Raw genomic sequence first — 12,703 nt, forward strand, 5'->3', positions numbered from 1 at the left:
GTTAATTACACTTTTAAATCTGATTATCCGCAAATTAGCCAGTTACCATATATTCTTTGCTTGGCCGAATGGAAGACCGATGACCGATGTCCGAAGCTTCGGGGTTCTGACCCTTCCAGTTAATACTAAGCCATATTCTTCTTCTTACTGATAAGAAAGCGGATATTCATACTATTAAATTAGCATTTTTTCAAAACATTGATTCAGTTAACGGTTCTGATTTGTTTTTCTTTAGACAAGAAATTCCTAGTCTTTCTTCACTGTTGGATACTTTACGCCTAATTGTTCCAGATAAGTATCAAACTTGGTCTCATCGTAGTAAAACTTTTGCAACTCAGGCTTGAAACGATTCATGATTTCTGTATTCAGATAAATTGGAGGAGCATCATCAGCAGTAATCATCGGCTTGTATTGGGTCTCCTTTGTCTGGACATTTTTAAAATAATCCCAAGCTTGATCCACCAATTCTGGCTTAAGAAGGAAATCCAAAATAGTCATTGCCTCAGCTTTTGCCCCTTGAGTCACTCCTTTGTGAGCAATCGGCGTTGCCATAGCTATGGCATTACTCCAATGATGTCCTTGAAGCCCAGGGATATTAGAAGGAAATCTCAATGTAACAGTAGGCACGACCCATGATACATCCCCAATATCATCCGAACCACCAGAAACAGGTTGGGTTACAGGTAAACCCAAAGTATCCAGCTTTGTAGGTAATCCATTTTCTCTGGAGGATCCTACCTCTTCCTGAACAGCTTTAGCCAGCATTTGATCCTCCTCTGACCACTCTGGCAATCCAACTTTCAATATATTTTGGTACATCTGTTCTGCAATCACCTTATTGAAATGCCTCGGCCAGGCAGTACCCAAAATCTTACTGCTAACTTCCGTTTCAGTCATCAATGCAGCACCCTCAGCCATTTTATTGGCCGTTTCATACATTTCCATAATTCCTTCATAAGTCACATCGCGGAAATAGTACCAAATAGAAGCCTTGGAAGGCACTACATTAGGTTGATCTCCTCCATCTGTAAAAATGGAATGAGACCTTTTCAAAGGATGCAAATGCTCTCTTTTATAGTTCCAACCTATATTCATCAATTCGGCTGCATCCAAGGCACTTCTGCCTCTCCATGGAGAACCGGCAGAATGAGCTGCTTCACCTGAAAAAGTATACTCCACAGAGATTAATCCAGTGCCTGAGGATTGTCCCCAACTTACTCCCAAATTATTGCCAACATGGGTGAAAATACATAGGTCAACATTATCAAACAGACCATCTCTGGTATACCAAGCTTTGGCTGCAACCAGCTCTTCAGCAATTCCGGGCCATAAGATTAATGTACCTCCAATTTTTTCACGCTCCATGATTTTCTTCACCGCCAGAGCAGCAGTAATATTTAAAGGAATTCCTGCATTGTGTCCCTCTCCATGGCCTGGAGCCCCCTCCACCATGGGCTTATGATAAGCTACTCCGGGGTATTGAGAGGCTTTTGGAATACAGTCTACGTCTGAACCCAAGGCGATAACCGGGCCTTCCCCATTTTTCCATGTTGCAAACCAAGCAGTAGGTATCCCACTCACTCCTTTTTCTATGGTAAATCCATTTTCTTCCAGAATACTGGTTAAGTATTTGGACGATTCCACTTCATGAAAGCCTAATTCGGCAAAACTGAAAATTTTATCCACCATTACTTGGCTCATTTTATGATTTTCCTGTACCAATTGGCTTACTTCAGCTTTAAGGGCATCAATTTGTTTTTGAGAATATTTCTTTTGTGCAAAAGTTATCTGGCTGCAAAAGATCAATGCAGCGGACATTATCAATAATTTACTTTTCATCTGTTTTTAATTTGTTTTTTAGAGGTCAGATGGAATGCCCAGGATAATCATCTCCCTGTGTGAGATTTTTCCTCATGTGCATTTCATAAGGTTGATGGTTAGCTTGCTGAAATTAATAAAAACAGGAAACTCTCTATCAAAAAATTGACGGATGGAAAATGATAAGTGCAAGAGGAATTAGAAAATTGATTACCAAACCCGCCTGAATTTTCTATTTTTGCAGGCGTTTAGCTAAAAAATCAAGAAATAATTAATCATGGCGGAGTATAATTTCAGGGAAATAGAGCAGAAGTGGCAAGGCTTCTGGAAAGAAAAAGGAACCTTTCATGCAGAAGTCGATCCCAATCGTCCCAAATTCTATTCTCTGGACATGTTTCCCTACCCTTCAGGTGCGGGCTTGCATGTAGGCCATCCACTGGGTTATATCGCTTCAGACATCGTCAGCAGATTTAAGATACTGAAAGGATTCAATGTCCTGCATCCTATGGGCTATGATTCTTTCGGATTACCAGCCGAACAATATGCAATCCAGACTGGACAACATCCGGCTATCACAACCGAGCAGAACATCGCTCGTTACACCGAGCAGCTAAAAAACATAGGCTTTGCATTTGACTGGGAAAGAGAAGTTCGTACTTCTGATCCATCCTATTACAAATGGACTCAGTGGATTTTTATGCAGCTATTCAATAGCTATTATGATCTGAAAGCTGACAAAGCACTTTCTATAGATTCTTTGGTATCCCAATTTGAAAAAGAAGGAAACACCCGGATATCTGCTGTATGCGATGAGGATACTCCTACTTTTTCAGCTTCCGATTGGGCAGGTTTTTCAGAAAAAGAGAAACAAGAAGTTCTACTTAAATATAGATTGACATTCTTGGCAGAAACTACCGTCAACTGGTGTCCTGCTCTAGGAACCGTACTTTCAAATGATGAAGTGAAGGATGGTTTTTCTGAAAGAGGCGGTCACCCCGTAGAGCGAAAAAAGATGATGCAGTGGTCCATGCGAATCACTGCTTATGCGGATAGGTTATTGCAGGGATTGGAGAAAGTAGACTGGGCAGAACCCATCAAAGAAATGCAACGAAATTGGATTGGAAAATCCATCGGTGCGGAAGTGCTTTTTCAAGTCAAAGGATCTGATCATCAAATCAAGGTTTTTACAACCCGCGTAGACACCATCTATGGGGTAACTTATTTGGCTTTGGCACCTGAATCTGATTTGGCGGCTGAGCTGATTACTGAAGATCAGCGCGAAACTGCTGAAGCCTATATTCAAGTAGCAAAAAATCGCTCCGAGCGAGAGCGAATGAGTGATGTCAAAACTATATCCGGAGCCTTTACGGGTTCCTACGCTATCAACCCTTTCAATGGAGAAGAAATCCAAATTTGGGTGGCGGACTATGTTTTGGCAGGTTATGGAACGGGCGCTGTCATGGCAGTACCTGCTCATGATGAGCGAGATTACAACTTCGCTAAGCATTTTGGCTTGGAAATTCGTCAAGTAATTGAGGGTTCCATGGAAAACGGATCTTTCCCCGGAAAAGGAGGCTTGATTATCAATTCTGGATTCATTTCTGGATTGTATATGAAAGATGCTATGGAAAAAGCCATCGCCTTTTTGGAAGAAAAAGGAATTGGAAAAGGAAAAATCCAATACAGAATGCGGGATGCAATTTTTACCCGTCAACGCTATTGGGGAGAGCCACTTCCAGTTTATTTCAAAGACGGACTTCCCTACTTAATTGATGAAAAGGACCTTCCTTTAGTACTGCCTGAAGTAGATAAGTATTTACCAACAGAAGATGGAGAGCCGCCTTTGGGAAGAGCCAAAGATTGGACTTATAAAACTGCAGATGGAGAATATCCGCTGGAGCTTTCTACCATGCCTGGTTGGGCGGGCTCGAGCTGGTATTTTTTCCGATACATGGATCCGAAAAACGATGCAGTTTTTGCTGATAAAAGCAAAACTGACTATTGGGGTTCTGTTGACCTGTATATAGGAGGGTCAGAACATGCCACGGGACACCTATTATATTCCAGATTCTGGACCAAATTCTTGTATGATTTAGGAGTGGTGAGTATTGACGAGCCTTTCCAAAAAATGATCAATCAAGGGATGATTCAGGGTAGATCCAATTTTGTTTACAGGTTGAAAGGAAGCAACACCTTTGTCTCTCATGGATTAAAAGATCAATATGACACATCAGCCATGCATGTGGATGTCAATATTGTTCATAATGACCAATTGAACCTGGATAAATTCAAAGCCTGGAGACCAGATTTGGCAGATGCTGAGTTTATCCTGGAAGACGGCAAATATCTCTGCGGAGCAGAAGTAGAGAAAATGTCTAAATCCAAGTACAATGTAGTCAATCCGGATGATATCATTGAGCGTTATGGAGCTGATACCTTAAGGCTGTATGAGATGTTCTTAGGGCCTTTGGAGCAGTTCAAGCCTTGGAATACCAACGGTATTGACGGGGTGTTCAAGTTTTTGAGAAAGCTCTGGAACCTTTACCACAATGGAAAAGGAGAATTTGAAGTTTCTGATGCAAAAGCAAGCAAGGAAGAGCTGAAAACCTTGCACAAAACCATCAAGAAGATGGAAGAGGATATGGCTAATTTCTCTTTTAACACCTCCGTTTCTAGCTTTATGATCTGTGTCAATGAATTGACATCACTGAAATGCAATAAGCGTGAAATATTAGAACCTTTGGCTATTTTGGTTTCGCCGTACGCTCCTCACATTGCCGAGGAACTCTGGTCATTACTAGGTCATGTTGGATCGATTACCGAAGCTAAATTCCCTGAGTTTAAAGAGGAGTTTTTGGTTGAAAGCAGCTTTGAGTATCCTGTAATGATCAATGGAAAGATGCGTGCCAAGATCAACCTATCTTTAGACCTTAGCAAAGAAGCTATTGAAAAAGAGGCTTTGGCAGATGAAACAGTTCAAAAATGGCTGGAAGGGAAAACCCCGAAAAAGATCATTGTTGTACCGGGTAAGATTGTGAATTTGGTAATCTAAGTCGCTATAAACGCTAAATAAAAGGACTCAAAATCTAAATTTGAGTCTTTTTTTGTTTAAATGTAATAAGACTATATTTGATTAATGGAGCTTTTAGAAGCAAATATCGAAGCCATTATAAACCTTTGTCAAAAACACAAAGTAGCAAAGCTTTATGCTTTTGGTTCGGCTCTTAATTCGGTTTTCAATGAAGAAAGCGATGTCGATTTTTTGGTAGACTTTGAAAGACATGATATTTCGGATTTTGCCAGCAACTATTTCGAATTGCAATTTGCATTAGAAGACCTTCTTGGGAGAGAAGTTGATTTAATTGAATATGACGCTATCCGTAATCCATATTTTAGAGATGAGGTGGATGAAACCAAAGAATTGATCTATGGATAGAAAAATAAAAACCTACCTTTTTGACATTCTTACTTATATTGAGGAGGTAGAACAATTTTTTGAAGGAAAAGTAGTGACTTTAGAATCCTTGTTAGAAGATATAAAAACTATTCGCGCAGTAGAGCGAGAGTTGGAAATTATCGGTGAAGCGACGAAAAAACTTATTAAAACATCGCCTTCAATTGCCATTTCGGATACAAGGAAAATAATCAGTGCTAGAAATTATATTGCCCATGAATATGGAGCAATAACTTATGAGACTATAGTCAAGGTCATCAATGAGAACTTTCCAATCTTAAAGAAAGAAGGCAAAAAACTTTTGGAGGAAAAATGATCCTCTTTACCTACCCTATCCGCACAGCATTTACCGACCGAGATCTGGAAATGATCCGCCCGGTCGCAAATATCAAAAGCCTAGAGTTTACCCAAAGCCCAATTAAACTCCCCTTCTACTTCTTCATTCAGTTTTTTCAATTGTTATGGTTTTTACCTAAAACCAGTCAGTATTTATGCTTTTTTGGAGGATATCATTCTGTACTACCTGTATGGTTTGGAAAAATATTTAAGATACGTTGCATCATTCAGGCAGGAGGCATGGATTGTATTAACATGCCCGAAATAGGTTATGGCAATTTTAGAAAAAAGTGGTTGAGAAAGGCTACCACTTATTCCTTTAAAAACTGCTCCTTGATATTGCCGGTAGCAGATGCATTGATCAAGCAAAATTATACCTATGATTCTAGAATCAGTCCCAAACAAGGCCTATTAAACCTGATACCAGATCTTCAAACTCCCGTTCAAGTAATCCCAAATGGCTTCGATACGGAATTTTGGAGGGACATTGGGAAAACAAAAGAACCTTTGAGCTTTATTTCAGTAGCTACAGGCACTTCCAATCCTTCCCGAGCTATTGTCAAAGGCTATGATTTGATAGAAGAACTTGCCAAAAATCATCCAGAATGGAGCTTCACTTTAATTGGAGACTCAAACTACAAAAGCTCATTGCCCAATATCAAGGTCTTTGGCAAAATGAAAGCTCAAGACCTGGTAGAAGCCTACAACACCCATCGCTATTACCTTCAATTGTCCACTTCTGAAGGATTTCCCAACTCGCTGGGAGAAGCTATGGCATGTGGCTGCATACCTATAGGCAGCGCAGTAGGTGCAATTCCAGAAATTATTGATTCTACGGGCTTGATTTTGCCCCAAAAAGACTTAGCCTTACTGCAAGACTTACTTTCTCAATTTTTGCTGGAAAACCCGAAAGAAAAATCTATTCTTGCGCGAAAGAGAATTCTAGATTTTTTCAGCTATCAACTACGGCAAGAAAAACTTACCAAGGCTTTAATAGAAGATAAAACCGTGACATGAATCACTGACAGTGTATTGAATATTGCGCAAATTTAAAAATGAATGGAGATTTTTAACTCTTCAGGAGAGTTTTTCAAAATTCATTGGATTAAAGGGTTATCTATGTAAAGACCTTCTCGAAATATTTGAGAAGGTTTTTCTTTTTAACCGATCAAAAACAAAAGAATATATTTCTTGACGAAACCTTAGGGTGAGAAACCGATTTTTTCAACTTTTACAAAAAAACAAGAGGCTAAGCTTAATTTTTAAACCTGTTTTTTAAATCTCAACAAAATGTGGTTTAGAACTAGTTAAAAAAAAGAGAGCTTGTTCGAAAACAAGCTCTCAATCAGGGTCTATTGTTGATTAAGTAAAACCAAATAAACTTTGGTAAACAGCTGGGTTGAGTAACTTTTATGAATACCAAAATTTCTTAAACTTAATAAAATTTAAATATTTGGCACAAAATCAGTAAAAAATTTTTCATTTTTTTTTTGAATATACTTGGTTGCTCCTCCATAAATTATTTTTCTGATCCCATGTGAAGAAAAATTGAAATGAATTTGAATTGAAATAAGAAAAGTAGAATTAATGGATTTCATTCGCTTCTTTCAAAGGATTAATTTTTAGTATCTTAAAAAAAGGATTCCCCAACAACTATGAAAAAAATACTGATCGCCCTACTTGCTCTCTTTTTACTGTATGTAATCGCAATCTCCACTATCCCTTCCTACATAGAAAATGAAAGAAACCCGGTAAAATCCAGTGGGCCTTATCTAGTTTCAGATGAAGCTCAGGCATTCTATGATAGCTTGGATTTCATCGCAGACCTCCATTGTGATGCTTTGCTTTGGGGAAGAGATCTTACCGAAAGAGGCGACAGAGGGCACGTGGATTTCCCAAGAATGCGAGAGGCTAATGTGGCCTTCGAAATGTTTACTATAGTCTCCAAATCCCCATCAGGTCAAAATATGCAGCAAAACAGTGCTGAGACTTTTGATAATATTACTCCATTAACCATTGTCAAAGGTGAAAGCCCATTCAATTGGTTTAGCTTAATCAATAGGACTTTATCTCAAAGCAGTGATTTAAATGATTTTATCAGTAAAGACGGAAGGACAATTTTCATCCAGTCAAAAGCTGATTTACAAAAACTCTTAACCCTTAGAGCTGAGGATAAAAACACCATTGGAGCCATGCTAGGGATAGAAGGGGCTCATGCTTTGGAAGGCGATCTTTTAAATATCGATCGGGTATTTGAAGCAGGAGTTCGCATGATAGGACCAACTCATTTCTTTGACAATGAATTAGGAGGCTCTGCCCACGGTGAGAGCGGGGACGGTTTAACCGAGTTTGGAAAGGCGGCTGTTAGAAGGATGAATGACTTGGGAATATTTGTCGATCTGGCTCACTCCTCTCCTGCCATCGTTGATGACGTATTGGCTATTAGCACACAGCCGGTTATTGTATCCCACACCGGTGTACGGGCCGTCTTAGACTCACAACGAAATCTCAGTGACGAACAAATCAAAAAAATAGCGGAAAAGGGAGGGATTATAGGCGTTGCATTTTTTGACATGGCAGTTGGAGAGCCTGAGCTCCCTAATATTATTGCCTCTATCAAGCATATTAGAGATTTGGTGGGCATTGAATATGTGGCCTTAGGCTCTGATTATGATGGTTCTGTGGCGGTTCCTTTTGATATTACAGGCTTGCCTCTGATTGTAGAAGGCCTGCTTAAAGAAGGATTTACCAAAACTGAGATTAGAGCAGTTATGGGTGAAAATGTCAAAGAGTTTTTCTTAAAGAATCTCAGATAATATGGAAAAAGTAATCCATCATCAAAACAGAAAATTTGGTAAGCTACAGGAGTATTTAAGGGAATTTGTCTACGGAGGAATCGATGGTGCAGTCACCACTTTTGCCGTCGTGGCTGGTGGATACGGAGCGAATTTGGATGCGGGAATCTTGATTATTCTTGGCTTCGCTAATTTGTTTGCAGACGGCTTTTCCATGTCTGTAGGCGCTTATCTCTCAGCGAAAAGTGAGAGAGATAATTTTAACAAACACGAGAAAATCGAATATTGGGAAATAGAAAATCTCCCTGATTTAGAACGAGAGGAAATCGCTGAGATTTATCGGGAAAAAGGATTCAAAGGAGAGCTTTTGGACAAAATTGTGAACCATATCTGCTCTGATAAAGACCTTTGGGTGGCAGAGATGATGAAAGATGAGCTGGGCATGATGAAAGAAAGTAAAAGCCCTTTCAAAATAGGTCTGGCTACCTTACTATCATTTATACTGGTGGGATTTATTCCCTTGATGGTTTATCTGTGGGATTTTTTCATACCCATAGATCAAGACATCTTTCTTTGGACCAGCATTTTGACAGGCTTAGCCTTTGTTATAGTGGGTTGGCTAAAAGGCATAGTCAATCAAACATCAGCCTTGCGAAGTATTAGCGAAACCCTGTCATTGGGTCTTTTAGCAGCTGTGGTCGCTTTTTATGTAGGGGATGTGTTGGAGAAATTTTTCCTGTAGAAGTGCCTTTTAAGTCGTAATCAATCAATATCCAAGAGTGCTTTATTTTTCTTGTTAGTTTGTTCTTTCCTTAACTCATTTGCAAAGGTATGAGTACCTTGAAAGTAATCTACTCTGGCATCTGATTCCCCCTTGGCAAAGGTCCATTTCTCCCCTTTAAACAGGATCACCTTATCCTCGTGCAATTCCAGAATTTCATCATATGGGCCTCTATTGGAAATCAATTTCACAAAAATCGGAGCAGTCTCGATTGCAATGAACAATAGCATGATAAAAATATTGGCAGTAGCCATGGCCTGACTTTCTTCAGTCAGTTGGGACAAAGCATCCATCCGGGCAGCCAAACCATCAAAATTCTCAATTCCAGGTTGTTGCTTTTCAAATTCCTGCTGTCGCAAAGCCATAAATTCTCGAATTTGAGCTTCGATAGTATCGATGCGAATTTGATTCCTTGCCCTCAAACTATTTAAAGCCTCCTGGGCTGCATCCAACTGCTGCTCTTTTTTCTTGGCATTGGTTCCCAGTCCTACTATCCCACTGGTACCGCTTGTTTTTTCACCAAAGCGCTCAGCATCGTACTCTTTTTGCAACTGATCCCTAAAAGACTCAGCTGAAGCAACCTCAGACTTTAATGTATCAATTTTTGCTTCCAATTCCTGAATCTCCGGAAAACCTTTAGCCAAATTGGCTTTGGACTCAGCGATAAACTCAGTTTTTTTCTCATCCAATTTCCGGTTTATTTCCCTTTCAAACATCTTCAGTTCAAGAGGTTTGGAAATGACTAAGGCCAATAATACTGCTAATACTAATCGGGGAATCGCCAACTTCCATTCAGCCCAGGCATTTTGTTTTTTACGCATACTGGACACGATAAACCTATCCAAATTAAAAATCATCAAACCCCAAAGGAATCCGAACCCGATGGCAGGCCAAATGGACTGAAAAACCGTGAACAAAGCATAGCCTGCAGCCAAGGCCGCCAACACTCCTGTAAAAAAGACTGTGGCGCCAATTCCTACATATTTATTTGATTCAGTGGGAGTTCGTTTGAGAATGGAGAAATTAGCTCCGCTACAAAACCAGAAAAAACGGGTGAGTTGCTGCATGATAGGAATGATTGCTTGAGTTCTCTTTTTAAACGCAGAAACCACTCCAAAAGTAAGTGAATAGGAAAATCAGGGATGGTCAAAGGCTTACCTGTGACAGAAATCCCCTAAAATGGGATAGAAAGCCATATTTTAATCCTCTGTACAAAATTACAGGACAGAACTCGGGTTCGTTCGCTCTGTGCGGAATCGTCCACTTGGTGAACGGTTTTGAGCATGTGAATTTTCCCCGTATGTTTATTCTGTAAAAAAGATCAATTTTGAGGTGTTTATTTCAGATTTGAAAGATTTCACAATTCATTCCCACCCACAATTTTAAAACCCATGAAAATTAGCCAGATTCTCTTCCTATTCTTTTTGGTATTCTTTGTAAAAGCCGAAGTGCTTTTTGCCCAAGTTGTTCCTTTTGAGCAAGAAGTAAAGGCAATCTCAGAAAGAATAGACAATGCAGGTTGGGAACCGGGAGGAATTGTTTTCACCGGAAGTTCCAGTATTCGTTTTTGGCAAAGTTTAAAAGAGGAATTTCCAAATCGAAACATCATCAATACCGGATTTGGCGGATCTAAGGCTTCAGATTTGGAGAAACATCTATTTCCTCTTGTCATCCGTTTTGAACCCAAAAAAGTCTTCATTTATGAAGGTGATAATGATATCTGGGCAGACGTTAATGTATCGCAAATCATGGAGTCATTGGACAATATTGTTTCCAGAATTCAGGTGATTAATCCTTATACAGAGGTGGTATTGATCAGTGCCAAACCCAGCCCAAGTCGCTGGTCCAAAAAGGAAAACTATGTCATTTTAAATCAAATGATGGCGCAATATGCCCAAAGCAAAGAGCAAGTGGAATTTTTGTCTGTTTGGGATGTCCTCTTGGACGAAAATGGAAACCCTCGACCAGAACTCTATATCCAAGATCAACTCCATCTCAATGCTGAAGGATACAAACTCTGGTCTGGGGCATTTAGACCTTTTATGAAAAATTGATTTTGATCAATTGACTGCCATTAAAACTTTAATCGGGAACCTTAACGATAATTCTAAACTATAGCCATTCAATCCCCCTTCATGGATTTGATTTATATTTTGACCCTCAATTTGATAATCAACGACTAACCTGGATAAAACCGGGCTACCAAAATTCCTTGAAAACTGAAGAGACAAAAAGGAAGAATTCAAAAATCTTCGTTCAGTAAATAATCCAGCCCTGTAACTGAACATACTTCGCCAATTTGTTGATAAAGCTTCAAATGAACTAGTCGCCTCATAAGTTTGATCTCCTATTGTAGTTGTTCTTTGCCCCCCTCCATAGTAATAGGGGCTATCTGCCGTGTTAGACAAAATCAAAAAACCAGAAAAGCTAGGGCCGATTTTCCAATTTTTCCTTTCATCAAGAGGCAAATGATACTTCAAAGTTAGAGGGATACCTCCTGCAGAAAAATGCTCAAAGGTCATAAAAACAGCTTTTTGACCATCCCAGTCCAATTGATAATTATTGTTATAACTATAATTTCCGTAACCAGTTTCAATTGAAAAATCTTTGAAATAATAGCCAATACCCAATTGGAACTGACCGCTAATATTGGAGTACGTGTAGGGGTTTTGCAGAAGTTGCTCTCTTAACCTAATCCCTCCTAACATAAAAAAATAAACCCCGTCTTCTCCTGCTGCTTTTTCCTTTTGGAGGTTTAATTCATCAGGAATATGTTTATTACTATGACTAGGAGATTTTTTGAATTTTTGACCACTTATTCCAAACCCTATATACGCTCCTAAATAACTGCCTTTACTTTTCGCAACTAAGACATGCTCAAGGTTGCCTCTGTAGAAAATAGGTGCATTCATTTGATCCATTAAACGTAGCCCCTGCTGATATCTTAATCCTAAAGTGAGGTAATTTCCGCCCGTTAGGTACCTCTTAACTCCCCCTTCTAACCTAATTCCTAACCCTAAATTGGAAGCTGAAACTAGACCTAAAGGAATTCCATTAAATTCGTCACCAGGCTCAGGTTCATATACATCCAAGAAAGCAGGACTTTTCATCAAACTCAAACTTGGCTGGAAATAATATGAGTGAGAAAAACCCAACCAATTTTTGCGAATCCCCAGAGCAATTAAAGGGATAACATCCGTTGAATACCCCGTAATTCTAATAGTGTCCGCCTGAGAAGAAAAAGCAAAAGTACCTAGATGACGCTTAAAAAATTCCACCTGAGTACTGAGTTGCCATGTCGGGGCTATTTCAGTTATAAAACTCAATCCAAGGTGATAGCTCAGTGGATTCGATGTAGAAATATTAAAATTTGTAGGAATTACCTCAAATGGCAAAATGGCTTTTGATGGACCGGTATAAATTTCAAATGCAGTTTTTTCTTGCGCGAATGTCAAAAAATTAAGAAATAAAAATCCAAAAATGAAAAGTGTCTTTTTCATATAGTTCTAGTTGATTTTT

General features: G+C 39.3%; 10 protein-coding genes. 7 read left to right on the forward strand and 3 right to left on the reverse strand.

The window, feature by feature from the left end:
• Positions 1 to 246: 246 nt before the first annotated feature.
• A complete protein-coding gene (locus tag GYM62_RS12605) occupies positions 247 to 1,839 on the reverse strand; it encodes an amidohydrolase (RefSeq protein WP_219956674.1) in 1,593 nt (530 codons plus the stop codon).
• Positions 1,840 to 2,095: 256 nt separating this feature from the next.
• On the opposite strand from GYM62_RS12605, the gene leuS reads away from it, so the two are divergent.
• The 6 genes from leuS to GYM62_RS12635 all read left to right on the forward strand — a co-directional run bounded on the left by leuS (position 2,096) and on the right by GYM62_RS12635 (position 9,145).
• Complete coding sequence (leuS, locus tag GYM62_RS12610) at positions 2,096 to 4,870, forward strand: leucine--tRNA ligase (RefSeq protein WP_219956675.1); 2,775 nt, start codon at positions 2,096 to 2,098, stop codon at positions 4,868 to 4,870.
• Positions 4,871 to 4,954: 84 nt separating this feature from the next.
• The gene (locus GYM62_RS12615; RefSeq protein WP_219956676.1) at positions 4,955 to 5,254 is read left to right on the forward strand and encodes a nucleotidyltransferase family protein; all 300 of its coding nucleotides are present in this window, start codon (positions 4,955 to 4,957) and stop codon (positions 5,252 to 5,254) included.
• Entirely contained in the window at positions 5,247 to 5,588 is a 342-nt protein-coding gene (locus GYM62_RS12620; protein WP_219956677.1) for a DUF86 domain-containing protein, read from the forward strand. Before GYM62_RS12615 ends, GYM62_RS12620 begins: the two co-directional genes overlap by 8 nt.
• A complete protein-coding gene (locus GYM62_RS12625) occupies positions 5,585 to 6,625 on the forward strand; it encodes a glycosyltransferase family 4 protein (protein ID WP_219956678.1) in 1,041 nt (346 codons plus the stop codon). The genes GYM62_RS12620 and GYM62_RS12625 overlap by 4 nt, the downstream gene beginning before the upstream one ends.
• 638 nt (positions 6,626 to 7,263) lie before the next feature.
• Positions 7,264 to 8,424 (forward strand): dipeptidase, encoded by a 1,161-nt coding sequence (locus tag GYM62_RS12630; protein ID WP_219956679.1) that lies wholly within the window; start codon positions 7,264 to 7,266, stop codon positions 8,422 to 8,424.
• A 1-nt stretch (position 8,425) separates the two neighbouring features.
• Positions 8,426 to 9,145 (forward strand): VIT1/CCC1 transporter family protein, encoded by a 720-nt coding sequence (locus tag GYM62_RS12635; RefSeq protein ID WP_144606495.1) that lies wholly within the window; start codon positions 8,426 to 8,428, stop codon positions 9,143 to 9,145.
• Positions 9,146 to 9,165: 20 nt separating this feature from the next.
• On the opposite strand, the gene GYM62_RS12640 is transcribed toward GYM62_RS12635, so the two are convergent.
• Positions 9,166 to 10,251: a DUF4407 domain-containing protein gene (locus GYM62_RS12640; protein ID WP_219956680.1), complete on the reverse strand. Its 1,086-nt coding sequence runs from the start codon at positions 10,249 to 10,251 to the stop codon at positions 9,166 to 9,168.
• Positions 10,252 to 10,575: 324 nt separating this feature from the next.
• Here GYM62_RS12640 and GYM62_RS12645 point away from each other — a divergent pair, with 324 nt between their 5' ends.
• Positions 10,576 to 11,238 (forward strand): GDSL-type esterase/lipase family protein, encoded by a 663-nt coding sequence (locus tag GYM62_RS12645; RefSeq protein ID WP_219956681.1) that lies wholly within the window; start codon positions 10,576 to 10,578, stop codon positions 11,236 to 11,238.
• Positions 11,239 to 11,244: 6 nt separating this feature from the next.
• Here GYM62_RS12645 and GYM62_RS12650 read toward each other — a convergent pair whose 3' ends face one another.
• Positions 11,245 to 12,684 carry a hypothetical protein gene (locus tag GYM62_RS12650; protein WP_219956682.1) on the reverse strand — a complete coding sequence of 480 codons (1,440 nt, stop codon included), beginning with the start codon at positions 12,682 to 12,684 and terminating at the stop codon, positions 11,245 to 11,247.
• Positions 12,685 to 12,703 lie beyond the last annotated feature (19 nt).

Origin of the sequence: Algoriphagus sp. NBT04N3 (assembly GCF_019443765.1) — a bacterium.
GTDB lineage: Bacteria > Bacteroidota > Bacteroidia > Cytophagales > Cyclobacteriaceae > Algoriphagus > Algoriphagus ornithinivorans.